Source organism: Treponema sp. OMZ 855, from assembly GCF_024181145.1.
In the GTDB taxonomy this organism is placed as follows: domain Bacteria; phylum Spirochaetota; class Spirochaetia; order Treponematales; family Treponemataceae; genus Treponema.
The window spans coordinates 306,694-331,139 of sequence record NZ_CP051194.1 but is presented as its reverse complement, the minus strand read 5'-3'; the positions used below and the strand labels follow the sequence as shown (position 1 = coordinate 331,139).

The 24,446-nt window shown below is 46.2% G+C and carries 19 protein-coding genes and 1 tRNA gene; 4 read left to right on the top strand and 16 right to left on the bottom strand.

The features are described 5' to 3' along the window. Positions 1-9: 9 nt before the first annotated feature. From yidD to E4N65_RS01635, 6 genes are all read right to left on the bottom strand, one after another. Positions 10-255 carry a membrane protein insertion efficiency factor YidD gene (gene yidD, locus E4N65_RS01660; protein ID WP_253673764.1) on the bottom strand — a complete coding sequence of 82 codons (246 nt, stop codon included), beginning with the start codon at positions 253-255 and terminating at the stop codon, positions 10-12. Continuing rightward, the gene (locus E4N65_RS01655) at positions 227-613 is read right to left on the bottom strand and encodes a ribonuclease P protein component (protein ID WP_044013887.1); all 387 of its coding nucleotides are present in this window, start codon (positions 611-613) and stop codon (positions 227-229) included. Before E4N65_RS01655 ends, yidD begins: the two co-directional genes overlap by 29 nt. A gap of 12 nt (positions 614-625) precedes the next feature. Beyond that, positions 626-781, bottom strand: a complete 156-nt coding sequence (gene rpmH, locus E4N65_RS01650; protein ID WP_006188846.1) for a 50S ribosomal protein L34 — start codon at positions 779-781, stop codon at positions 626-628. Between the two features lie 248 nt (positions 782-1,029). Continuing rightward, positions 1,030-1,102: transfer RNA gene (locus E4N65_RS01645), tRNA-Met, on the bottom strand. Positions 1,103-1,163: 61 nt separating this feature from the next. After that, positions 1,164-3,389: a SpoIIE family protein phosphatase gene (locus E4N65_RS01640; protein WP_044013889.1), complete on the bottom strand. Its 2,226-nt coding sequence runs from the start codon at positions 3,387-3,389 to the stop codon at positions 1,164-1,166. Positions 3,390-3,581: 192 nt separating this feature from the next. Then, a complete protein-coding gene (locus tag E4N65_RS01635) occupies positions 3,582-4,247 on the bottom strand; it encodes a CAP domain-containing protein (protein ID WP_044013891.1) in 666 nt (221 codons plus the stop codon). An 81-nt stretch (positions 4,248-4,328) separates the two neighbouring features. Here E4N65_RS01635 and E4N65_RS01630 point away from each other — a divergent pair, with 81 nt between their 5' ends. After that, a complete protein-coding gene (locus tag E4N65_RS01630) occupies positions 4,329-6,350 on the top strand; it encodes a putative glycoside hydrolase (protein ID WP_253673762.1) in 2,022 nt (673 codons plus the stop codon). Between the two features lie 10 nt (positions 6,351-6,360). Here E4N65_RS01630 and thyX read toward each other — a convergent pair whose 3' ends face one another. The 3 genes from thyX to trxB all read right to left on the bottom strand — a co-directional run bounded on the left by thyX (position 6,361) and on the right by trxB (position 9,889). Next, positions 6,361-7,197, bottom strand: coding sequence for an FAD-dependent thymidylate synthase (gene thyX, locus E4N65_RS01625; protein WP_253673761.1), 837 nt, complete (start codon positions 7,195-7,197; stop codon positions 6,361-6,363). A 71-nt stretch (positions 7,198-7,268) separates the two neighbouring features. After that, positions 7,269-8,957, bottom strand: coding sequence for a glycoside hydrolase family 3 protein (locus E4N65_RS01620; RefSeq protein WP_253673760.1), 1,689 nt, complete (start codon positions 8,955-8,957; stop codon positions 7,269-7,271). Positions 8,958-8,962: 5 nt separating this feature from the next. Next, positions 8,963-9,889 carry a thioredoxin-disulfide reductase gene (gene trxB / locus E4N65_RS01615; RefSeq protein WP_253673759.1) on the bottom strand — a complete coding sequence of 309 codons (927 nt, stop codon included), beginning with the start codon at positions 9,887-9,889 and terminating at the stop codon, positions 8,963-8,965. Positions 9,890-9,998: 109 nt separating this feature from the next. Between trxB and pta the strand changes: the two genes are divergently transcribed. Further along, complete coding sequence (gene pta, locus E4N65_RS01610) at positions 9,999-11,006, top strand: phosphate acetyltransferase (RefSeq protein ID WP_253673758.1); 1,008 nt, start codon at positions 9,999-10,001, stop codon at positions 11,004-11,006. A 140-nt stretch (positions 11,007-11,146) separates the two neighbouring features. Here pta and E4N65_RS01605 read toward each other — a convergent pair whose 3' ends face one another. The 7 genes from E4N65_RS01605 to E4N65_RS01575 form a co-directional block, all read right to left on the bottom strand. Continuing rightward, the gene (locus E4N65_RS01605; protein ID WP_044016983.1) at positions 11,147-11,671 is read right to left on the bottom strand and encodes a hypothetical protein; all 525 of its coding nucleotides are present in this window, start codon (positions 11,669-11,671) and stop codon (positions 11,147-11,149) included. Positions 11,672-11,848: 177 nt separating this feature from the next. Beyond that, positions 11,849-12,988, bottom strand: a complete 1,140-nt coding sequence (locus E4N65_RS01600) for a tetratricopeptide repeat protein (RefSeq protein ID WP_253673757.1) — start codon at positions 12,986-12,988, stop codon at positions 11,849-11,851. Positions 12,989-13,276: 288 nt separating this feature from the next. Beyond that, the gene (locus tag E4N65_RS01595) at positions 13,277-13,543 is read right to left on the bottom strand and encodes an RNA-binding regulator (protein WP_044013900.1); all 267 of its coding nucleotides are present in this window, start codon (positions 13,541-13,543) and stop codon (positions 13,277-13,279) included. A 284-nt stretch (positions 13,544-13,827) separates the two neighbouring features. Beyond that, positions 13,828-15,459, bottom strand: coding sequence for a hydroxylamine reductase (gene hcp, locus E4N65_RS01590; protein ID WP_253673756.1), 1,632 nt, complete (start codon positions 15,457-15,459; stop codon positions 13,828-13,830). Positions 15,460-15,762: 303 nt separating this feature from the next. Further along, a complete protein-coding gene (groL, locus tag E4N65_RS01585; RefSeq protein WP_253673755.1) occupies positions 15,763-17,397 on the bottom strand; it encodes a chaperonin GroEL in 1,635 nt (544 codons plus the stop codon). Positions 17,398-17,648: 251 nt separating this feature from the next. Next, positions 17,649-20,465 carry a VCBS repeat-containing protein gene (locus tag E4N65_RS01580; protein ID WP_253673754.1) on the bottom strand — a complete coding sequence of 939 codons (2,817 nt, stop codon included), beginning with the start codon at positions 20,463-20,465 and terminating at the stop codon, positions 17,649-17,651. A gap of 254 nt (positions 20,466-20,719) precedes the next feature. Continuing rightward, on the bottom strand, positions 20,720-21,826 hold the full coding sequence (locus tag E4N65_RS01575; protein WP_253673753.1) for a tyrosine-protein phosphatase: 1,107 nt from the start codon (positions 21,824-21,826) through the stop codon (positions 20,720-20,722). Between the two features lie 373 nt (positions 21,827-22,199). On the opposite strand from E4N65_RS01575, the gene E4N65_RS01570 reads away from it, so the two are divergent. Further along, positions 22,200-23,060, top strand: coding sequence for a flagellin N-terminal helical domain-containing protein (locus tag E4N65_RS01570; RefSeq protein WP_044013907.1), 861 nt, complete (start codon positions 22,200-22,202; stop codon positions 23,058-23,060). A 281-nt stretch (positions 23,061-23,341) separates the two neighbouring features. Further along, positions 23,342-24,199: a flagellin N-terminal helical domain-containing protein gene (locus E4N65_RS01565; protein ID WP_044013910.1), complete on the top strand. Its 858-nt coding sequence runs from the start codon at positions 23,342-23,344 to the stop codon at positions 24,197-24,199. Positions 24,200-24,446 lie beyond the last annotated feature (247 nt).

The window sequence follows — 24,446 nt, the reverse complement described above, 5'->3', positions numbered from 1 at the left end:
ACGAATCTCCTAGGGGACGGGATCATACCCTCCCTTGTGAAAAGGATGACATCTAAGGATTCGTCTTACCGCTAAATACCCTCCCTTAACCGGCCCATATTTAGTTAGGCTTTCAAGGGCGTAATGAGAACAGGTGGGATAATATCTGCAACAAGGCGGAAACAAGGGAGAAATACACTTTTGGTATACCTTTACCCCCGCACATAATAAAAACGTAAAAAAACGCTCAATTGTTTTCAGATAATGGTGTTTCATATTGTTGAGATCGAACAGAGAACATATCCGCTTTTTTAAACAAACAATCCAGCTGAGCCGTACGCAAAGAAAAAGTATCATGCCCAGGGAATACAAGCAGAAGAATATCCTTTCCTATTATGAGCCGGGATTTCATCTGCCGGTACACCTCTTTAGATAAACGGCGCGCCTTATTCCTTTGTACGGCAGAACCGTAATGTCGTTTAAATGTACAAACAAAACGATTATATGGTAACTTATTCGGTAAAACGAACAACTTTGCGCCGTCGCAGCTATAGCGGTGTCCTATTTTAAACATACTTCGTATCCGCACGGCGCCGCAAAGACGCTCTTCTTTAGGCAAACAAGAGCGTTCCATGTGTTAAAACTCTTAGTAACTCTTTTTTTCGTCGGACACGGAAAGCTTATAGCGTCCTTTTGCACGGCGGCTCTTTAAAACCGCGCGTCCTCCGCGTGTTGCCATACGCGCACGAAATCCATGACGGCGCAAACGTTTTGTTCTGCTCGGTTGAAATGTCCGTTTCATAAAACTAGACTCCTTCTATATATAGTTATCAGGCGTATTAACCGCCTAAAAGATCTCGGGATAACGAGGAAAGCAAAATTTCCTTTAGCGGCTGAAAATAAACCTTCCTCAAAATACTAGACAGACGACTATACTATACCACCATAAAAAAGTCAATCAACGAGAAATGATTTTCAGAGCAAAACCTTGAGTAAAATTTCGCGGATCAAAAAAAAGGCATCCTTAAATTAAGGATGCCTTTTCAAACTTAGCAGGGGTAGGACTTGAACCTACGACTTCCGGGTTATGAGCCCGACGAGCTGCCAACTGCTCTACCCTGCGATGTACGGGGTGTAAGATAAACCACAATCGGAAAAATGTCAAGTATTATTGTACATCCAATTTAAACGGGTACTCGACGCGCGATACCGAGGATAGTCAAATCATCGTATTGAATATCTTCTTTTATTTGTTTGTAGTAAAAATATTCATCATAAATAGGATGCGGTGCCTTATCACAACAGTAAATATCATATTGTAGGAAGCACTTACTCAAGAATGCATCAATTTTTTTATCGACCTGCACACAATCAAAAGACTGTGCGGAACTATCCTTATACATTCTAAAGGCTTTCTCAACAGAAATAAGTGCCAGAACGGCATCTTCAATCGTTCCGTTACACGAAGAGAAATCAAAATCCATCTGCTCATACATAAGATCGCTTTGACGTTTTTTGAGCGTAAATTTTTTCCGGGCAAAGACCGCCTCAATAATCTCTTCAACCCTGTCTTTTCCCAATGTTTCGCTGTCGGTACCGATCAGATGGCTGTTGTCGTCTTTATCCTCCGGCAATACAGCAGCTGAATCATTCTTCGGTTTCGAAATCGGCACACGCAGCTTCCGTTTTGACTCTTCGATACCGTCAGTATAAAGAAACAGTATATCTCCGCAATTCAGGTGTATTTTTTCAATCGGATACCCACCGTTAAGACTTATCATCTCTGAAGAGAACACCCCTGCAGCCGACCCTGAACGTAAGGTATAGCTTTTCAAACGTCGTGCCTGTTTGTCGTAGATATGAACGATATTATCGCCTGCATTACAGAAATACGCATCACCGACACGCATATTGATAATACAAAGGCTAAATGCAGCAAAACGCCCCACAAATCCGTGCGATTCGATAACGTCATTAATCCGCATAACGATAGTGCTGAGGTTATAACCGTCTCGTTTATAGTTCCAGTTTTGAAAATAGCTTTGGAACAACGTCGCTACTTCTACCATAATAAGGGCGGCGGGAACCCCCTTCCCTGCAACATCGCACTTTATAACGGCATAATGGAAGGCATCCAATTTTCTATAATCAAAATAATCACCCGAAACACCGTGCGCACCTTCATAATAACCGAAAAATTCGGAATAAACGTCACGATGACTGCCCGTTGTCAGCTTCCTGCCGGAAGAACTAAGATCCAGCGGGATAAACATTTTTTGTATCTCTTTGCCAACCTTTAAATCTTTAGAAATAGCAGCGGCAGCAGCCAATCTTTCCGTCATATCGTTAATCGTCGTACCAAGCATCCCGAATTCGTCCCGCGAGGTAACTTGAACCGACCTACCGGCCAGCTTCTCTTTATCTTCCGTATCACGGATTAACGCAACGTGCGCCGCCAAAAGACCGAGCGGCCGTACAAATAATGAGCTGAGGAACCATGCGGTAGAGATACCTGCAATCAACACGATTAATGAGATCTTCGCAATAATACGAATCAATCGGTTTTGCTGGTCGTTTATTTTTTCCAAAAGACCTTCTACCGAAATATTAACAAATACGATTCCCTGCACACATTCCTGCGGATTATCGGGATTATAATAGATAATCGGTTCGTAGAATAAATATTCCGTCCTTTTTTTTGAAAGACTCTGTATTGAATAATCCGGATATGAACCGAAACCTTGATCGGCCAATGCCGAAAGATTGGATTGCAGTTTTGCTTCCAGATGTCTGATACTTGCCTGAATTTCAGTTTGGCGCTTGAGTATATACGGATCTCGATGTGTATCGAGCGCTTCCATTTCATCCATAAGCAGTTGAATCGAATCGATGTGCTGATGGACGATTAGCGTGGCTTCGCTATTGATATACGTCAACTTTTGCAGGATTTCTTCGATTCCTTCAGGATAAAACTGAGATTCTCCAGGGATATACCGATGAGTATTAATCACTTTAGTGATATCTTGATAGTCAGTTGCGAGAACATAGTGAAGCCCCGTCTGCCCGGGAAGGCTGCTTTTTCCCGTAACAACGACATATTTTGCTTCGGGGAAGGTAACACGATTCAATAATAAAATGTCCAAATCTTCCTGATTGGGATTTGAAAAATGTGTCTGAACTCGCAATTCAAGGTTATCAAGCAATATTTTTGTTTGCAGCAAAAGACTGTTTGAAAGTAAATCTTTATATGGACGGATAATAGCAATAGCGAGAGCCATAGCAACACTGGCAATAACAACAAGCAGAATAGTAACGATGATAACGATAAATTTTATACGGACACTACTCCATAAACTTACCGTTGGTTTGTATTTTTTTATGTTATCAAGGGCCTTTTTGCTTGCTTCCATGCTCGCTCCCGGTAAACTGCTTCATTGTTTTCGTTATTCTTGATTGAATAAAAAATATTATACAGCAAATACGCCACAAACAAAAGAGGGTATCTATAAAAAAAGAAGCAAAATTGTAACAAAACAAACCTTTTAATATAGGAAACCTCTAAAAACATCACCAAGTTTTCAGAGATGCCCTATATTTAAAATTTATTGTGAAATATAGCTGCCCGCAAAATCCATTACGGTAACGGCGCCGTAAGGTGCATTTCCGGTCTTGTTAAAGCCGATACCGACCTTCTTAAACGCTTGTTGTAGAATATTAATCCGGTGTCCACGACTCTGCACTCCGTCATCGATCAAAAGCTGAACAACGATTTCCCGTGCCGTCACACTGCCATACGCGCAATTTTCGCCGCAAAGAATACCCCACGTTCCGTAGCGGCTGATACGGGTAACAAGGTCGGAACCGTCGCTCCCCGTATGCCCCATTCCTCCGGTACGTGCCTGATCATCCGCAAGCCATTGCGCCGAACGGCACAACCCTGTTTCCAAAGTTAGCGGATCCACCGCAGCTGTAGTCTTTAGTACCCGTATACATTCCTGCAACGGTGCGATGCCTTCTTGAGTTAACAGCCGGACTTTTCCCGGTTCGGCATACATATTCCCATCGAAATATCTAAGCCGCGGTTCCAATACTTCGGCCGCATACCGCTTAGGATTTGTTCTTACAAAATTCAGTTCCTTTACGACTTCTTCCGCAAGGTATCTCGTGTCACTTAACGGCGTATCCGGCACCATCATATTATTGCCGGTAGTACAAGAAAACAAAAACAGCACAAATGCTGTCAGTAAAACAAATAGTCTCTTTTCCATATATTATACTGTATTCAATTTGCAATAAATAAGCAAGATTTCCATAGACCCCGGTTATTATATAGGTTATAATTGCCCTCTATGAAACGGCTGTTGATTGTTTTTGCATTTGTTACTGTGATGTCGGTTCATGCGCAGGATTTCCTGTTGGCAGGTACGCAGGACGGATTATATAAGCTTACCTCGGTGTCCGCACAAAAGATTTGGGATACGGCCGCGGTGCGCAAAATTATCAGAAGCGGCAATACATGGTTTTTTCTCACCGATAACGGCATTGCGCGATCGGATAATGTAACGCAGTTTGAGTATATCAACGACGGCCTTCCGATAAAAGTGATAAAAAAGATAACCGGCGGCGAAAAGTCCTTTATTAAAAAGCCTCAGATGTTGAAAGATTTGGAAGCGCATCCGTCCCGCCCCGATACCCTTATTACTGCTACAAACAGTGCTGTGTTTTTAAGTGAAGACGGCGGACGGCATTGGCGCAATCTCGGCTGCCATACTCCGGTCAATGGGTTAAAGGCCGTCTGTGTACTCGATCTGCCGGATGCACAGGGAAATCTGCAGCTGACCGTCCTTGCCTCCCACTCCATCTACGGCGTAGCATGGAAACAGCCGTCCATTTCAGACAAATGGCAGCCTTTAAGCGAAGGGCTTATCCCCGGGCCGGAAAGTGACGAAGAAATTTCCGATATTGTCGTATATACCCACCAGCAAAAACAGGAAGTGTATGCCGCGCAAACATTTACCGGCAAATTGTACCAACTTGATTGGCCGACAAAGAGCTTCCATGCCGTTTCGGAGTGGACGGACAGCATTGCAGGTGCGCGCTGCATCGACGGGCTCAGCCCTGCTGCCGTATCCATTATCGGCTGTAAAAACGGCGGTTTGTTTGAGATACCGCTGATGCTGCCAGCTCCTGCTCCCAACCGGCTAAAAGGAATAGAGCTGAGCCTTAAACGCATCGCTGCAAATCCGCTTTCGGCGTGGATACCGCAGCGGATGACGCGGCTCGGCAAAGCGGTGAGCCTTTCAGAATTGTGGCTGTTCGGCGAGGGTAAAAAAACACGAAAAACGGACTATCTCCGCCGCGCTACGGGACGGAAAGGTGTGTATCTACCGGCACATCAGGCAAGGACAGCCGCCGGTTTGCAGCGTTATTTTGACCTACTTGAACAAAATAAGCTCGATACGCTCGTTATCGATATGAAAGATGATTTCGGCTTTGTCCGCTACGACTCACAGGATGAAGAAATACAGGCAGTGGGAGCGGTGCGTCCCTTTATTCAGCTGGAAGATTTTACTGCAAAAGCGAAAGAACGCAAGGTCTACCTCGTCGCCCGCATCGTTGTGTTCAAGGATAAGCAGCTGTATCGATACCGAAAAAACGTGTATGCAGTAAAAGACAAAAGCGGCAACCCGTGGCAGGGTTATAAAACCGTTGACGAAACGGCAGAGCCGATTGAAGAATATTGGGTAGACCCCTACAACGAAAACGTATGGAAGTACAATACGGCAATTGCGGAAGAACTGATCCGGAGAGGTTTTGATGAAGTTCAGTTCGACTATATCCGCTTTCCCACCGATGGGGAAAATCTCTATGCGGCACGGTACCCTGCGCAGGAGCAGGGCATGGATAAGGAAAGCGCCATCATGTCCTTTCTTGCCTACGCCCGGGAAAAAATTCATGCGCCGATTTCAATCGATATTTACGGGGCGAACGGATGGTACCGCACCGGAGCGCGCACGGGACAGGAAGTAGAAGTGCTTGCCGATTACGTGGATGTGATATGCCCGATGTTTTATCCCAGCCATTTCCGGCAAAGCTTTCTTGCGCAACAACCGGCAGAGGAACGCCCGTACCGCATTTATCAGCAAGGCTCCTACCGGAATAAGATTATTGCGCACAATAAGGTGATTATCCGGCCGTGGACACAGGCGTTTTATATTCCCGTATCCTACGATAAAAAGTATTATAATGAAGATTATGTGCAGCGGCAGATTATCGGCATTAAGGATTCCATTGATGAAGGCTATGCCTATTGGAATAATTCCGGCCGTTACGCCGACATCCGCCCCGACGGCCTCTCACTGCCGAAATAAACTTTCCCTGCTATAGTTGTTCGCCGGAGCGGATTTTTTCTTCAAAGCGTTCCAGCTCTTTACCTTTAAGTCCGCTTTCTTTGCCTTGCAGTAGATTGCGCACAGCTTCCAATTCGGCGCCGGAAAGATGCACACCGGTTAAGCTATGCTTTTCAAACGATTTTGTTGCAAGAGGCGCCACATTTCGGCAAATCTCCAGCAGCACAAAAGCGTAATCGCGGATTTCCTTTTGAGCATGGCTATCGCAACGGAGCTTTAAGAAGTGAAAGAGGTTGTGTAAATCGATTTGCCAATACATTTCCGTGTACGCTGAAAGAGGTAAATTGATACGGGCAAGTTCCCGCGCCAGTTTTGTATCGATAAGCGCACTATATTCACGATAGGCAGTCTCCTGCTGTGCGTGCAAGGCATCCCGTATCTGCGTCCGCACCTCAAGCGGAGCAGGTTCGCTCATACGTCCTTGCCGGTTATCCGTACTTTGGAACGCGATATCCTCGGACGCAGGCAGATAACACTCATCCCGCATAATCGAATACCGTCCGGAAATTTCGTTGAGCCGTGCCGTCCGGTGCCGCACCCACTGCCGCGCAACAAAAATCGGCATTTTTATATGGAAGGTCAGCACAACCTGCTCAAACGGGGACGTATGCTGATGCCGCAACAGATAATCGATCAGCCCCGCATCTTCGCGAACGCTTTTTGTGCCATCTCCATACGACACCCGTGCCGCTTGTACAATACGCGCATCTCCGCCGAGATAATCAACCAACCGGACAAAGCCTTTGTCCAACACCTTATATTCTTTATCAAGAATTTCTTCCGCCGTGGGAACAATACAATGAGCCATATCTTATGTATCGGTATTTTTCTGCTGTGTAATTAATAGACCTATTCCGAAACGGAAGTTTCCGAACAGGTTTAATTAATACCGTCAAGCGGGAGATGTCCCTGCGGCTTAAAATCGCCGAGCAATACACCGAAACCCGCGGTAAACGAGACCGGCGCGTAGCTGTAAAGCGCAATCGCAGTGGGGATTTCCGGAATGCCCGACAAGAATACCGGCGAGAGGCAAGAAAAAATAATATACCGCTTTTTGGGATAGGCTTTATAAAGCTGCTGTAAGACTTTGAGCGATGAATCGTTTGAAAGACAGAAGATAACGGTATCGCTTGCAGCGGTCTTGGTAAAAATACCGTCCGACAGATTACTCGTTTGAGCGGCAGGAAAGCGTTTTAAGCCCGCCTGTAAAAAAGCGGAATATGAACCGGCAAGCAATATCTTTTCTCCGGTTTTTGTTGTATACGGAATATATTTGCCGCGGACAACGGTAACCGCCCGTGCGGCAAGGGAAAGAAAGAAAGCCTGTCCTTCGGCATCGGGCAGCTTTTCGGGAATAGTGTATATATCGGGATACAGCGGAACTGCATTGCCGCTTTTAAAATACCGGAGTTTTGCTTCGATAATTCTGTATGCCGCGTCCTTAACCCGCAGCCTGAATGCTTCGTTGGTTTGCATCCGCTGTAAATTTTCAGTCCAAAATGCATCGTAGAGGCGCGGCGTGGTAGAGGATTCGATAATATCGTTTCCGGCCTCAAGTGCGAGCTGTACCGCTTTGGCAATTGTACCGGCATAGCGGATGGCCCCGTGCATCATCATGTCGTCAGTGATAACCAAGCCTTTAAAGCCGAGCTGGCCGCGCAGCACGGTTTGCAGTAAATACTGAGAAAACGAGGCAGGCTCTCCGTGTTCGGATACGGCGGGAAAGTGTAAATGTCCGGTCATAATTGCCGGTACATCCGCTTCGATGAGGTATTGAAACGGTACCAGTTCGCGGTTATAGAAGGTCTCTTTGGAGATGGCAATGCTCGGCAGCTTTCCATGACTGTCAAGCGCGGTATCTCCATGTCCGGGGAAATGCTTGGCAGTTGTCAGTACGCCTGCCTTTTTACTCCCCTGCATAAAGGCACGGGCTAAAATTCCCGCCGCCTCCGGCGATTGCCCGAAAGAACGCGGCCCGATAATAGAAGATTCATGGTTGGTATAGAGGTCTACCGTCGGTGCAAAATTGAGATTGATGCCAAGAGCCGAAAGCTCCCGGGCAATATAAAAGCCTTCGTAGTAGGCGTCTATCGGATAACCGGAGGCGCCGATGGCGAGGTTACCGGGCGTTTCCGACGTACGTCCTTTAACATGGCGTATCCAGCCCCCTTCCTGATCGGTTGCAACAAAAAGCGGGATACGGAAGCGGGTACTGTTGGCCTTTTTTTGTAAAAGGCTGATAGCCTTTGCCAGTTCAACGCTATCCTCAGTATTCCAGCCGAATATTTTGATACTGCCGAGACTCCGTTCGGTAATCCAGCTCATTAAAAGATCGGTCGGCGCCTGCCCCGCCCATCCGAACATAAACGTTTGAGACAGCAGCTCTTCGTCGGTCATCGCCTCCGTGATCTGGCCGGCAAGTTCCGCGGCGGGGACGGGATCGTAAAAATCGGGCAGCGTTTTAAGGCCGGCGGCTTGAGCTTGAGCATTCAGTTGAGTATTGACCTGCAGTAAAATCGGCAGTGCGGCGCCGAATAGGACGGCGGCGAAAAGATGTTTACGGCGCAAAGCGGTTAACTGTGCAGGCTATCGATGTAAGCTGCTGCCGTATGAGCGGCAATCGCGCCGTCTGCAACTGCAGTAACCACCTGCCGGAAAGACTTAGCGCGCACATCGCCTGCCGCGTAAAGCCCTTCGATAGAGGTTCGCATATCCTCATCGGTAACGATATATCCCGTTGCATCCTTTGTTGCGTCGGGGAATAATTCCGTTTTAGGATTCATACCGACAAAAAAGAAGACTGCATCACAGGCAAGTTCCCGTTCTTCCTGCGTCTTTACATTCCGCAGTACAACGGCCGTTACCTTATCGGCTCCTTTAATCTCCGTGACGGTCGTATCGAATACCGCCGTTATATGAGGATTATTCAATGTCCGGGTAACGAGCGCCTTTTGCGCACGGAAGGTGTCGCGGCGGTGTACCATCGTAACGGTATCCGTCAGATTGGCAAGAAAGAGCGCTTCATCGCAAGCGGCATCCCCTCCGCCGACCACAACGATATGCTTATTTCTAAAGAAGGGGCCGTCGCAGGTAGCGCAGTATGAAACACCTTTCCCCTGTAGCTCTTTTTCGCCCTTTACACCGAGGCTGCGATGCTCCGCCCCCGTCGCAAGGATGACGGCAAGCGCCGTGTAAGTTGCTCCGGCGGTTTGCACGGTAAAGGTTTTATCTCCGTTTTTTGTAACGGCTTCTACCTTGTCGGAAGCAAACTCCGCCCCGAAGCCCGCCGCCTGTTTACGCATATTTTCTGAAAATTCAAAGCCGTTAATCGGTTCGGCATATCCGGGATAATTTTCAAGCGAATCGATTAAAATCGCCTGTCCGCCCGGCGCTTTTTCTTCAAGCACTAATACGTTTAAGTTCGATCGGCACGCATATTGCGCCGCAGCCATACCCGCCGCGCCGGCACCGATAACGATGATATCATAATTTGTATTCATTATTATAGTGTACGAAAAAAGAAAGTCTTGGTCAATTGAACGCGCGCCTTGCAGAAAAGAGAGCAAAATAGTACACTCATGCCTACATTTATGATTCGGAGGTTTTATTATGCGTTTTGTTCAAATAATGAAAGACAAAGCGAAAGAATATCACAATCGCTTGGTTTTGCCTGAAGCGACGGAAGCTCGTACTTTACGTGCGGCTCGTATGCTTGTCGATCAACAAATTCCCGCGGAATTATTTTTAGTCGGAAAGAAAGCCGAGGTTGAAGGAGCCTGCAAAAAGTTAGGTGTATTGACCGATGGTTTTACCATTATCGATCCTGAACATTCCGAATGGACGGAAGATTTTGCTGCAGCGTTATACGAAAAACGGAAAGCTAAGGGAATGACGCCAGAGGAAGCAAAAAAAGAGATGCACGATCCTTTACGGTTTGGCGCGATGATGCTCGCACAAGACAAAGCCGATGCAATGGTCGCCGGTGCGGAAAACACAACAGCAAACGTATTGCGTGCGGGGCTCACTATCGTCGGCGTAAAGAAAGGTGTTAAAACCGCTTCTTCCTGCTTTATCGTGGATACCAAGAGTACCGAGTGGGGAACGAACGGTGTATTGATTTTCTCGGATTCTGCGGTTATACCCAACCCTACCGCCGAACAGTTAGCGGATATCGCAACTGCGGCAGCAGAAAGTTATCGTGCCTTTGTCGGCCATGAACCTGTCGTTGCACTCCTTTCATACTCGACAAAAGGTTCAGGCGGCGATAAAGATGAAAGCCTCATCAAAGTACGCGAAGCCGTTAAGTTGCTGGATGAGCGGAAAGTAAATTTCTGCTATGACGGTGAGCTGCAGCTTGATGCCGCGCTCATACCGGAAGTAACCGATAGAAAAGCGCCCGGCAGTCCTATCCGCGATAAGGTAAACACGTTGATATTCCCCGATCTTAATTCGGGAAATATCGGGTATAAGTTGGTACAGCGCTTTGCAAAAGCAGATGCTTACGGTCCCTTTATGCAGGGCTTTGCAAAACCGTTATCGGACTTGTCCCGCGGCTGTTCGACCGAAGATATTGTTGTAACGGCAGTTGTAACACTCGTACAGGCAGGTAAAAAATAAACGTGAGCCGTTTATTCGTGCGGAGAACTCATTACCCCGACACGCTGTGCGCCGGGGTAGGTTGATTTCAGCAGAAGGACACCGGACGGCCACATCAATACCGCAGCGCAATGTCTGATGCGTTCATGCTGTTGTACGGATTAAAATTCGTTATCAAAAATAGGCGATTCGAATAAACGGTCTAATTCCCGTTCAGAATACCGTTTGGAATTTAAAAAATTTTCTTTTACCAGTTCTCGTGTTTCTTTATCTAAAACCAGCTTCTTTTCATCCCGTAGATAAACGACCAAATCTTCAAATACCGATAAAGGAAGCCACGGGAAGGCAATATCAAAAATATTATACCATGCATAGTATTGCTTCATATTTTCATCGGTTAACAACACCCCTTGATCTTTTAACCGATCGCGGGTTACGGGGTGAATAGTAAATACCTTTTCATTTAATAGATTGCAATAATCCTCGGCAGAGAAAAAGGCGCCTGTTTTTCTAATCAGTTCGGTTTTTTCAACAGATGGAACATCAGCTAAGATAGAAGCTGTTACAAAATTAAGCCCTTCCTGGCTGATTTTGCTTAGTTCCTTACCTTCGCTTTCTGCCAAAGTAAGGCTTTCCTTTAACAGTCCTTTTTCCAAAAGCGGCTTTAAAATATCTATGGCTTCCATAATTTTTAGTATAACCGAAAGAGCAATAAAAAACCAGCCTATCTTCTTTTTGTGCACAATTTTTTTTTACATTTTATACTTTTAGAAAAGACCGGCAGCCGCAGCGCAGCCGCCGTAAAGGGCGGTTGTTCTACGCGGAGCAATACAAAAATACGTCCGGTTCAGTATCCCTGATACTCATCGGAGGGCATCGGCTTTTAAAAGCCAGCGGTAAAACTCCATGCCGCTAACCGGTTTGTCGGGTTCAAAGTTTTTACCGTCTGTAAGCGGTACAACGTCTTCTTCTACCGTACCGACAATAGCATCAAAGTAAACACCGTCCATCATCACATCGGGAATCGGCAGCCGCCGTTTGCTGGTATAATAGCGTGTGTATTTCTTTAAACGGACTTCATCATTACCTACAATTAAGCGCCATAAAAACAGTGCCGCATCTTTTTTTGATGCAAAGTCTTTGAGGACATCCCGCTCCGGATGATACCACCCGTTTTTTTGCAGATAATCGGCAAGCATCGGCGGTTTCCACTCTGCAGTACCGGTTATAAAATCGAGTGCGTTTATAGAATCTTGTGTCAGTATCGCCATTTCTACCAATGAAAGAGGGGATGCTTGTAATATTTTTTCGGAAGATTTCCGGATAGAAGCGCCGTCTAGTGTGTAAAGTTGTAAACTCTGCTCGCGCTGTTCACCGTAGAGCTGCTGATATTCTTCAGGCAAAAATGAAAGTGAAGCGTCAAAAGCTGCGAGCGCCTTCCGGTAGTCTTTTACGGCAAAATAGAGCCCACCGAGTTCCGCTTTCAGCCGATAATAGGCTGGATTTTGTACAAGCCGCTCTTCCAAATAGGCTCTCCGCTTTTCCTGATCGGAAATAAGCCGCGCCGAAACCAATTGGACGTATTCATCATATTCATTTTGCTGCTTGGCCGCAGCTAACCGCTTCCGTGCTTCATTCGGCTGTTGCTGCAATAGGTATACGTCTGCAGAAAGTGCATACAGCCGTGCCAAATACGAAGAATCGGTAGACGGCTCCCGCAAAAAAGCATCGATATCCGTCTGTATCCGCTTGAGCTGTTCCGAGTTGTACCGTATCCGCTGCGAAACGATAGCCGATTCAAGCGTTGCAAGTGTTTTTTCACGAGCAGCTCCCACACCGCCTGAATAGCGGATATCCGTTTGCATGGAAGCACAAGAGATACCGCACAAAGTACAGAAAAGGATCATCGCGGCCATAATCGGCGTTAACCGTATCCGAAGCTTTGTTATAGCAGTATTCTTGACAATCGGGTAGCAAAAAAATTGAGCATTATGGTTAATCATAGCTCGGCTCCTTTCCATATAATAACAGACGTTATAATAGCAGACTTTGCCGCAATTTTTCATTGACTTCTATCTTATAGAGGAACGAATTTTTTTGCAATGATGTAATTTTGTTTAAAAGGAAGACATACGTTAACACATACGAATATGGAAGTTTTTAGAGGTTTCATGATGCCGTCTTACGCTGCGGCCACAGCATGGGCGGCAGGTTAAAAATTAAGAAACTTATATCAGGCATCCCTAAAAATGTCGTTTTTTAGGGATGTCCCGATCCTTTGTATAAATTAATTAGGGATAAGTGCGGCGGGGTTTCTCCTGAGCGACATTAACGCGGAGACGGCGTCCTTCAAATTCCTTTTCATTTAATTCTGCAATAGCATTTTGTGCAGCGCTTTCATCGGCCATTTCAACAAATCCGAAACCCTTTGAACGGTTGCTGAACTTGTCTTTAATTACAGCTGCCGAGACGACTTCGCCATAAGCTCCAAACAAGTTTGACAAACCTTCTTCCGTGGTTGCGTAGTTTAAATTTCCTACATAGATTTTCTGAGCCATACTCAAATCCTTTTTACCTTTTACGGTACTAAATAATGAATCCATACGGAAACAAGTTCTATGAGACCTTTATTTGATTATGTAAGCTGAACTTTCGGCTCTATCATTAATGGAAACAACGATCACGTAGATAAGCTACTGTAACATAGTTTTGCTAAGCGGTCAACCGACCAATACACGTATAAAAAAAGGCTTACGCACTTTTGTGTGTAAGCCTTCATTAAAATACAATAGCCGAACAAAGTATGAGCTCAGAGCTTTGTATAATCACCTGCTTGTAAATGTTATGCAAAAAAGCGTTTAAGGTCTTCGTCCACAGAGGTAATTCCCGCAAGCCCGAATTTGCTCACCAAGACTTCCGCTACATTTTTTGACAGGAAGCCCGGAAGCGTCGGGCCGAGATGGATATTTTTTACCCCAAGCGATAAAAGCGCTAAAAGAACAATAACAGCCTTTTGTTCATACCACGCGATATTAAAGATAATCGGCAAATCATTGATATCGCTCAATCCGAAGATTTCTTTCAGCTTTAAGGCAATCAGCGCAAGCGAATAACTGTCGTTACACTGCCCTGCATCCAATACACGCGGGATACCGTTTATATCGCCGAGATTCAGCTTGTTATAGCGGTACTTGGCGCAGCCTGCCGTTAAAATAACCGTATCTTTCGGAAGGGCTTGCGCAAAGTCGGTATAGTATGACCGCGCACCCTGCCGTCCGTCACAGCCGCCCATAACGACAAACTTTTTAATAGCGCCGCTCTTTACCGCTTCGACCACTTTATCCGCAAGGGCAAACACTTGTGCGTGGGCAAAACCGCCGATGATTTTCCCTGTTTCTATTTCTTGAGGCGGCGGACAGGTTTTTGCCTGCGCAATAATGGCGGAAAAGTCCTTGTGTCCGTCTTTATCAGCTTCGATATGTACACAGCCGGGATGTCCTGCCGCATTTGTCGTGTACATTCTTGTTACGTAGGAGGCTTTCGTCGGAATGATACAGTTGGTTGTCATTAGGATGGGGCCGTTAAAACTCGCAAAGTCGGAAGTTTGGCGCGCCCATGAACCGCCGTAGTTTCCTGCCAGATGCTTGTATTTCTTAAGCTTGGGATAATAATGTGCGGGAAGCATTTCGGAATGTGTATAAACGTCTACGCCCTGGCCTTCGGTTTGCTCAAGGAGCATTTCAATATCGCGCAAATCATGACCGGAAACCAATATACCGGGATTTTTCCGTACCCCGATAGAAACCTCCGTCATTTCGGGGTTGCCGTAGGTTCCGCTATTGGCGCCGTCCAGTAAAGCCATTCCTTTTACGCCGAATTCTCCCGTTTTAAGTGTGAGCGCAACCAACTCATCAACGGAAAGCGTTTCGTCGATTAATACGGAGAGCGTTTTTTGGATAAACGCATCTACTTCTTCATTCTCATGCTTTAGGATATTGGCATGCTTCATATATGCACAAAGCCCTTTCAGCCCGTAGATAATCAACTCTTTAAGAGCCCGCTTATCTTCATCCTTGGTTTGTAAAATACCGATGGTCAGTGCCTTTGCAAGCCGCGCAGAAGTATCGGCACCGATAAGAGTATCGATTTCGGCGTCCGCTTCAAGTTTTGCCTCTTTTCGCAAAGCGGCAATTGTTTCAAGGGTAAGCGTATTTTTTTTCTCAATCGCATCGGGATCAAAGTTGGCATTGGTAATTGTAACAAAGAGGTTGGTAGTTACGAGGTGGTTCACCTCTTTTGTCACCTTCATCCCATGCTCGCGCATATAGGAGGTAACAACAGAGAGCTTCTTTGTTGCCCAGATAAGGAAATCCTGTAGTCCTGCGACAACGGGATTCTTTCCGCAAACGCCGACCTTTATACAGCCGGTATTCTTAAATGTCTCTTGACATTGAAAACAAAACATCGAATCCATACATAACTCCTTGTGTGAAATTCTGAATGATACGGATTAAAGGCGAGCTTCTGTAACTTCGGCTTTTTACAGACCGTCTACAATAATCTCGATTTTAATCCCATACTCTGGAGCTATTGTATCGTAAGATGGTATGCCGGTCGGTAACATGGGTTACGGTATGGCCGATATTTTGGTTTATAGGGATAAAAAAAGGCTTACGCACTTTTGTGTGTAAGCCTTTGTGTTATGCACAGGATTGATGTGTGCGGAGACTTTAATCCCCCGGCGCTCTTCGTCTACGCGCTGCACCGGGGTTGTGGACTAATACATTCCGCCCATACCACCCATGTCGGGGGCGGGAGTCGCCGGAGCGTGCTTTTCAGGGAGATTGGTGATAGCACACTCGGTGGTCAGCAGGAGGCTCGCAATGGAGGCTGCGTTCTGCAATGCGGAGCGGGTTACCTTTGCGGGGTCGATAATTCCGACCTTCATCATATCTACCCATTCCATTTTTGCAGCGTCAAAGCCGATACCGCGCTTCTCTTTTGCTTTTTCCGCAACGACAGCACCGTCAATACCGGCGTTTTCCGCAATCTGGCGGATAGGCTCTTCAAGTGCACGCTTGACAATCTTAAAGCCGATTTTTTCATCTTCAGTCAGTTTGGAAAGATCAGCCTTGTTGAGCGCTTCCGCAGCTTGAATCAACGCAAGACCGCCGCCCGGTACAATACCTTCTTCGATAGCAGCGCGGGTCGCATTCAAGGCATCCTCTACGCGGTGCTTCTTTTCCTTCATCTCAACTTCGGTAACGGCGCCGATTTTAATAACCGCAACACCGCCGGCAAGTTTTGCAAGGCGTTCCTTGAGTTTTTCGGTGTCGTATTCGGAAGAAGAATTTTCAATCTGCTTCTTGATTTGGGCAACGCGGTCGCCGATGTGCTTTTTATCGCCTGCGCCGTCGATAATCGTCGTATTCTCTTTATCGATTTTAATACTCTTGGCCTGACCAAGCTGGCTAAGATCAGCTGTTTCCAGCTTTAAGCCCAATTCTTCGGAGATAACCTGTCCGCCGGTCAAAATAGCGATATCTTCGAGCATTTCCTTGCGGCGGTCGCCGAAACCGGGAGCCTTTACCGCACAGGTCTTTAAGGCGCCGCGGAGGCTGTTTACAACTAAGGTTGCCAATGCTTCGCCTTCAACATCTTCTGCGATAATCAAAAGCGGGCGGCCTGACTGTGCGACTTTTTCCAAAAGAGGCAGCAGATCTTTCATCGTAGAAATGGTCTTGTCGTGAATTAAGATATACGGATTGTCGTATACGGTTTCCATGCGGTCGCGGTCGGTTACAAAATAGGAAGAAATATAGCCGCGGTCAAACTGCATACCTTCAACATATTCGGTAACGGTTTCCATCGTCTGTGCTTCGCCGACATCGATAACGCCGTCTTTTCCTACACGGGCAATCGCATCGGCAAGAATTTTACCGATTTCCTGATCGTTGTTTGCGGAAACGGAAGCAACATGCGCAACTTCTTCGGAGCCTTTAATCTCTTTTGCGTTTTTCTGAATGTCGTCTACAGCGATTGCAACAGCCTTATCCATACCGCGCTTTAATTCAAGCGGTGTCATACCGGCGGCAACGGCTTTTAAGCCTTCGCGTACCATAGAGTAGGCCAGCACGGTTGCAGTCGTGGTTCCGTCACCGGCTACATCGTTGGTTTTTGTCGCAACTTCTTTTAAAAGCTGTGCTCCCATATTCTCAAACGGATCTTCCAATTCAACTTCCCGGGCAACCGATACACCGTCTTTGGTAACGGTCGGAGCGCCGAAGCTCTTGTCGAGCAGGACATTGCGTCCCTTAGGTCCTAATGTTACTTTTACCGCACTTGAAATTTGTTCAACACCGGAAAGCAGTTTTTTCCGTGCTTCTTCATTAAACAGCAGTTGTTTTGCCATCTTATGAACTCCTTCATCATTATAAGTGAAATTATGCTACGTACTGTAGTTTTTAACGATACAACGTCCACTTGGTTCAAAAATCACGTAAACGTTTAAAATGATATGATAGTAAAATACAAAAAAAAAGGTAAACCGGCAAGTGATTCCAGAAACCAGTTATAAAATAAACGGACAGTTCTAAAAATCTAACCGAGTTTTTAGAGCTGTCCGCTGAATTTTAGGAATACCTTGCTATATGCAAATCGGCTTTACCTGAGTGCCGCGCCCCGATATGCATGGACTTTTGAATCGATACCATGCGTAATCAGTTCAGGAATCGAATCTCCATCAATGTCGAGTAAGTACGGCGTTCCCGTGCCGGCAAGCGGGAAACCGTCCAGAGGGGCAAAACCGGAGGTATACCCGTAAAGGGCGTTTCCTCCTCCCGAAATAAATATTTCGTCTTTCCCGTCACCGGTTACATCGAGCAACGTGATGCAGTAATCATCCGCAGCACCTGTCTTTAACGGTAACGAGTCGGTTATCGCGCCCGCAGTGTTGAATTTAAACAGGTGTCCATCTTGAGAAACAACAAAGAACGCCCGCAACGATGCAGAATACGTCAAATCCGCCTTACACACGGTATTAAGATCACACGAGGCGATCTCCGCATAATCCTTCGATAAACTGCGGATAGAAAACCTGCCGTCTTCACTTACAAAAGCAGCGGCATAGTTTCCCTTTGTTTCTTCAAAGAATACCGGCGCTGCAGCAAAGATTCCTTCAAGCTCAATGGGATACCCTTCAACGATTTTTCCTTCTTTATTAAATAGGTATAAACAGCTTTCAAACGAGCGCGGAAGCGCTGCAATACCGTCTTTAAATATAACGGGAGCAGCACGCAGTTTAGCATTCATTGTGTCGGAAGTAGACCAATTATCGGTTGTACCGGCAAAGAGCAGTGCGGAGTCGGCAGAAAGCGGCACCGCTATACCGCCGTTAAAAGCAACCGGTTTGGGAAGGAGCTTTTCTGCCGTCAATACGGGATAGCCTGCAAAGGGTTCCAAGTTTTCGTTTGCCCGATAGATAGAACCGCGAGCCGAAACCGCCCACAGCGATTGGAGCTTTGAGTGTTTTATTTCGGCGGCAATGCCCGCCTTTCCATCGAGTGAAAGTGTTGATTCGCTGCCGTTTAAAAGATTCATACTCTGCACATTTGAACCGTTTGTCCAAAAGACATAGGGAACATTGTCCACAGTCTTTGCGCAGATAATATCGGATTCGGGCCGCTGAGAAAGGGAACGCGGAAAGGCGGGGATTTCTTCCAGTTTACGCGCATCGGTTTTTTGGGTATAGAAATCCAAATGAACTTGGCGTCCGGCCACAAAACGAAGCGACAGTACGCCTTTACCGTAATTCTTAAAGGCGGTTTTAAGCAGTGCATTTTGTTCCAAAAAGAACGGAATACTCCGATCCAGCGAATAGTATACTAAGAAAGACGTTTCGGCGGAAACGGCCTTTGCAATCTTCTTCCATTCATCGGTTTTTACCAAGAGTTTACCCGTATCAGTCTCTTTTTTGCACATACCGAGCGCTTCTGCACTATTAGAAAGATACAAATAGCCGTCTTGTATCATATAAAACGGTTCCGGCAAATCGATTCGAAAGGCTCGTAACAGTCCTGACAACCATGAGGGGAATACAATACGCGGGATACGGTTGTCATCAACCACTGCAGCGGTGCTGCGATCGATGAATATCGTATTAAACAGATCTTCCAATAGATAGCGGCACTTTGCCTCATCTTTTAATGAAATAAAGAAAACAGGTGTTTGAGAATCCCGATGACCGAATACACCGATTTCACTCCCCATCCATTCAAAGATAAGCTGATTCAAATCTTTGTTAAAAAAGAATGAGCTGTTTTTATTCGTTGAATTGAACGTCTTTGTCAGATCCGGAGGGAAAAAAGCTTTGGTGTTCTCGTAGAGGAATTGAGGATCGCCGAGGTTGAGCAGCGTTAAATAGGCAGTTCCTTCCGGCAGACGGGATAAAATAGACGGCAGTGTTGAGCGCCGCTGCAGGATAGTATTTACTTCGGAGCGTTCCGAAATCCAATTGATGATGCTATGAAAAGAAACCGTGTTTTCATCAAAGTTGACGTTGAGTGCCGCCGGTTCGGGGAATGCAAGCTCTCGCACCATGTTGCCGACGATATCCTGTTTTGCCGCGATACCGGAAAGAAAATACGACGGTTCCGCATATACGCTGACCGCTCCCCGGTTGGAAGCACGCAGTAGAGCCGTTAGCCGTTTACCGCTCTCTTCGGAGTTTTCGGCTAAACAGGAATAGAGCAAATCTTCCGAGGTCGCGGCGATAATAAGATTTTTATAAAAACAGATATAAAGCCGCTGGTCTTGGGTCAGCTTAAACAGGAATCCTCCTTTTGCATTACCGTTTATATCAAATTCGGTTTGCGAAAGGTTCGGTATCGAATCAAACAGTTCCGGCTTAACGGCAGTAATAAGGGGAAGCAACTGAACGGCAGCGGAGCGGACACCGATATCCGCAACAAGCGCTGCGTTATTGCCCTCATAAACAGCGATATTAATAGGAACATTCAGCAGTCGCTTAAACCAGTCGGATTGGAGTGTTGTGTTAGACCGCAATGCGCGGAGATTCCCCTGTAAAGCGGCCGTTTCGGGCGAAGAAAGAATCGAATCGACGGCGCTGAGGTACAGCCCTTTTTGCAGTGTATCGCTTGCAGAGCGAATAGTAACCGCAGCATAATATCCGTCGGCAATATGCCGCGCAGGATTCGTCCGGTTTATCAATGAATATCCGATTAACCCGACAAGCGGAATGAGAATAATCAAAATAAGGACGAGGAGAAAGATACCGGCTTTTTTGAAAAATCCGCTCTTCTTCCGCTTTTTTTTCGTGGGCGGAGGTGGAGGGGCATGTACCGTATCGGTGTCCGGTGCCGCCGTCTGCCGCTCTACCGTGTCAGCGTTTTCAATAGGCGGCATATCATGCCCTGCTGTTGAGTGAATGTGTTCATTGGTATTTAAATCGTCGGTATCCATAGAGCCTCGTTTCGCAGGGCAAATGCATCAGCTTTTACAGTACGCCCGCAGAATATATAGGCTGTTCAACCAGAATTTCGCCGCATTGCGGCTCAAATGGTTGCCCTGCCTATATATTCTGCGGAATCTGCTTTATTTCTCTGATGTATTTGCCCTTCTTCTAAGATAAACTGCGCAAAATTTTATTCAAAATTTTGCGCAAAAGGAAAGCAATCGCTTTAAATCTTTCCGATGCGGTTGCTCAGATCGCTTCGTTACTGTAGTTTTTGTTTGAGTGCATTAATTTGCTGTGCGTTCAGTCCGACGGTCTTGGTCAGATAGGTTTCCGCAACGGCTTTTAAATTGGCATCGGTAATAGCTTTGCCGCCGTTCATCTTTACGAACATATCGGTGATAATCTTCGCAATAACCGGATACCGCGCATCGGTTTTCTTGACGTTAAAATAATTCATATATGACAGCATATAGTCGTCGGCAACCTGCTGCACTGTGGCGCCCATCAAGGCTTCCAGTACGGCGGCAACCATACCTGCGCGGTCTTTGCCTTCATTACAATGAACATAGAACGGTCCTTTGTGCTGCCCCATAAAGATCAGTCCATCTTTCAGTTTTGCGATAAATGCAGGGTCGTTAAAGTCAATTCCCATATTAAGGGTGATAACCTGTCCATCTTTTACCAGCCGTTCATAGTAAGGAGCTGCGGCAAGATACGGCGCCATGCTTTCGGCATTGTCTGCAAGATTGATAACAGTTACGATTTTTGCTGCTTCAACGAGCTTTGCCGCATACGGGGCGCGAGCATCTCCGAATACCGGATTGCATCCTCTGTATAGCCGGTTAGCTGCAATGGAACCCGCTTGAACGGCGCGGAAGTTTGCGAATATTGCATCGGAAGCATAATCCTCACGTTTTTCGGATTTAACCAAGTGGCGCATTTCGTATTCCTGTAAATAGGCGCCTTTCTTGGAAAGAGACAGCGTTACCGGAGTTCCCTCGACTGCGCCGGTTTTGCCGCTACAGTTATCATAGCTCATCGCGATAGCGGTAAATCCGTGTGACATTCTAATCAGATAATCGCCTCTATTAACATCACTGTAGGTTGCAACAAAGGGAGCCGTTACGGTTTTGTCTCCCAGCTTTGCGAGCAATACATCGCCAAGCTCATACCCTTTTTCTTTTAACGCCGCTTCGGTAATGTCCGTTGTAAGATTGCCGTACTTATCAACCGACGAAACGGTTCCCTGCAGCGGCTCATATACCGGCTCCTGTGAACGGTTTCCGTCCGTAGTAGCACATGACATCAGCACGGAAAGGCTGAACAATAATGCAATCGATAGACGCATAAAACGTTTGTGAATCATAAAACCTCCAAAATATAGAAGCCTCACGCAGAAAAAGTGCAAACTTCTTTCTTAATAATGTACTATAAGTATATATGCTAATGGGGCGATAAACAAGACTTTTAACAATATACCGGACATCCGTACCGTCAAAAAGGTAGTCTTTGTTCCGCGAAAAGCCATACCCATCTGAGCCTTCTGCTCTTTTATTGAAAATACAAAAAATTTTAAAAAATTTTGCATAAAGACTAAAGTTTTTAGCTTATACCACCGATAAAAGATACGGAGATATTCTGTCTTGAGTCTCTAAAAATCGAACCGAACTTTTAGAGATTCTCTATTTTCCTGAAAAGCACGGATGCTTTTCAGTACCACATTTCATGGAGGAAATGCTATGGTTATCAACCACAACATGAGTGCAATGTTTGCACAGCGTACATTGGGTGTTACTGATGTACGTATCGGTAAGGACATCGAAAAACTGTCCAGCGGTCTGCGTATCAACCGTGCAGGCGACGATGCTTCCGGACTCGCAGTTTCCGAAAAAATGCGTGCTCAAATCCGCGGCTTAAACCAAGCTTCGGCAAACGCATCGAACGGAATCAGCTTTATTCAAGTTGCCGAAGCATATTTGCAGGAAACGACTGATATTATGCAGCGTATCCGCGAGCTGGCGGTACAAGCGTCAAACGGCATTTACAGCGCGGAAGACCGGATGCAAATTCAGGTCGAAGTCTCCCAGCTTGTTGCCGAAGTTGACCGCATTGCGAGTTCCGCTCAATTTAACGGCATGAATATGCTGACCGGACGTTTTGCACGTGAAGGCGGAGAAAACGCCGTAACAGGATCAATGTGGTTCCACATCGGCGCCAACATGGATCAGCGCATCCGCGTGTACATCGGTACCATGACTGCTCATGCCCTCGGCGTGCGCGATCTGAGCGATAACCGCACAATGACGATCGAAACCGCAGAAGAAGCAAACCACAGCATCGGTACAATCGATGAGGCATTAAAGAAAATCAACAAGCAGCGGGCAGACCTCGGCGCATACCAGAATAGACTGGAAATGGCTGTTGTCGGAATCGATATTGCCGCAGAAAACATGCAGGCATCCGAATCACGCATCCGCGATGCCGATATGGCCAAGCAGATGGTCGAGTATACGAGAAATCAGATACTCAATCAGTCCGGTACGGCAATGTTGGCACAGGCAAATTCAAATACCCAGCTTGTGCTCTCATTATTGCGGTAATTTCTTGTATAACTCTCTTGTCTTTTTTTCGGCAAGAGGGTATACTTGGCATCGTAGTAACGAGAACCGGCGGGATGCTTCCGGTGTCCCGCTCACATGATCTTTGAAAAACACCCTTAAGAAGCCCTGTATAACAGTATTATTGGTCTTCGGTTAGTACATCGAAAGCCAATAATACTGTGTAAAAAACCGAAGGAAAAGGCGCAACCAATTTCCGTAACGTTTTTATACAGTGATAATTTCCGGCATGGATGCCGGAAGCAGACTTCAAGGAGGGTTATATGATTATTAACCACAATATGAGCGCTATGTACTCACAGCGCAACACAGGCATCGTCGAGACCAACATCGTAAAAGACATAGAAAAGCTTTCCAGCGGTATGCGCATTAACCGCGCAGGCGATGATGCTTCCGGACTTGCAGTTTCCGAAAAAATGAGAAGCCAGATCCGCGGTTTAAATCAAGCAGGCCAGAACATACAGAATGGTGTTTCCTTTATCCAAGCAACAGAAGGATATTTAGCTGAAACCACTGATATTATGCAGCGCTTACGCGAGTTAGCAGTTCAGGCTGCCAACGGTATTTACTCCGCAGAAGACCGTATGCAAATTCAGGTTGAAGTTTCTCAGCTCGTAGATGAAGTAGACCGCATTGCAAGCCATGCTCAATTCAACGGTATGAACTTGCTTACCGGACGCTTTGCAAAGGATTCCGCAGCAGGTCCGATGCAGTTACATGTTGGTGCGAACATGGATCAGTCCGAAAAGCTCTTTATCGGTACAATGACTGCAGTAGCTCTCGGTCTTACCGGCGGTATGCAGGGCGGCGAAGGCGATATGATCACCATTTCTTCTGTGGAAGGTGCTAATATGGCTATCGGTACTATCGACAATGCGTTGAAGCAGATCAACAAGCAGAGAGCTGACCTCGGTGCATACCAGAACCGTTTCGAACTTGCATACAATGGTGTTGCAATTGCTGCTGAAAACCTGCAGGCTGCTGAATCACGCATCCGCGATGCTGATATGGCAAAGCAGATCGTTGAGTACACCAAGAATCAAATCTTGATGCAGTCCGGCACCGCAATGCTTGCACAGGCGAACACACAACCCCAGTCGGTTATCCGCCTCCTTCAATAGCGCTCAAAAGAATCGGGAAAAATAACGCAAACCTAAATCAACAGTGAGGGTTTGAGTAAAAGAGATTTCTGGATGTTATCTCTTTTTCCCGCGACTTAAGAGGAAGAAGAAGCCGCGCCCTTCTTCTTCCTTTTTTTTATCTAAGAACCTCCAAACGGTTGGAATCCATAAATTTAATACACAAAACACGTAACTAATTCGGTTTCATAAAGATTATTGATATTATAGCCGACAATGCTAGTAGCAA

Bases quoted from the DNA above. Each gene is read 5' to 3' on its own strand.
- E4N65_RS01575 (WP_253673753.1), bottom strand. From the start codon at position 21,826: ATGATTCACAAACGTTTTATGCGTCTATCGATTGCATTATTGTTCAGC.
- groL (WP_253673755.1), bottom strand. From the start codon at position 17,397: ATGGCAAAACAACTGCTGTTTAATGAAGAAGCACGGAAAAAACTGCTT.
- thyX (WP_253673761.1), bottom strand. From the start codon at position 7,197: ATGGCTCATTGTATTGTTCCCACGGCGGAAGAAATTCTTGATAAAGAA.
- E4N65_RS01605 (WP_044016983.1), bottom strand. From the start codon at position 11,671: ATGGAAGCCATAGATATTTTAAAGCCGCTTTTGGAAAAAGGACTGTTA.
- E4N65_RS01570 (WP_044013907.1), top strand. From the start codon at position 22,200: ATGGTTATCAACCACAACATGAGTGCAATGTTTGCACAGCGTACATTG.
- E4N65_RS01565 (WP_044013910.1), top strand. From the start codon at position 23,342: ATGATTATTAACCACAATATGAGCGCTATGTACTCACAGCGCAACACA.
- E4N65_RS01640 (WP_044013889.1), bottom strand. From the start codon at position 3,389: ATGGAAGCAAGCAAAAAGGCCCTTGATAACATAAAAAAATACAAACCA.
- hcp (WP_253673756.1), bottom strand. From the start codon at position 15,459: ATGGATTCGATGTTTTGTTTTCAATGTCAAGAGACATTTAAGAATACC.
- E4N65_RS01630 (WP_253673762.1), top strand. From the start codon at position 4,329: ATGAAACGGCTGTTGATTGTTTTTGCATTTGTTACTGTGATGTCGGTT.
- trxB (WP_253673759.1), bottom strand. From the start codon at position 9,889: ATGAATACAAATTATGATATCATCGTTATCGGTGCCGGCGCGGCGGGT.
- rpmH (WP_006188846.1), bottom strand. From the start codon at position 781: ATGAAACGGACATTTCAACCGAGCAGAACAAAACGTTTGCGCCGTCAT.
- E4N65_RS01655 (WP_044013887.1), bottom strand. From the start codon at position 613: ATGGAACGCTCTTGTTTGCCTAAAGAAGAGCGTCTTTGCGGCGCCGTG.
- yidD (WP_253673764.1), bottom strand. From the start codon at position 255: ATGAAACACCATTATCTGAAAACAATTGAGCGTTTTTTTACGTTTTTA.
- pta (WP_253673758.1), top strand. From the start codon at position 9,999: ATGCGTTTTGTTCAAATAATGAAAGACAAAGCGAAAGAATATCACAAT.
- E4N65_RS01600 (WP_253673757.1), bottom strand. From the start codon at position 12,988: ATGATTAACCATAATGCTCAATTTTTTTGCTACCCGATTGTCAAGAAT.
- E4N65_RS01635 (WP_044013891.1), bottom strand. From the start codon at position 4,247: ATGGAAAAGAGACTATTTGTTTTACTGACAGCATTTGTGCTGTTTTTG.
- E4N65_RS01580 (WP_253673754.1), bottom strand. From the start codon at position 20,465: ATGGATACCGACGATTTAAATACCAATGAACACATTCACTCAACAGCA.
- E4N65_RS01595 (WP_044013900.1), bottom strand. From the start codon at position 13,543: ATGGCTCAGAAAATCTATGTAGGAAATTTAAACTACGCAACCACGGAA.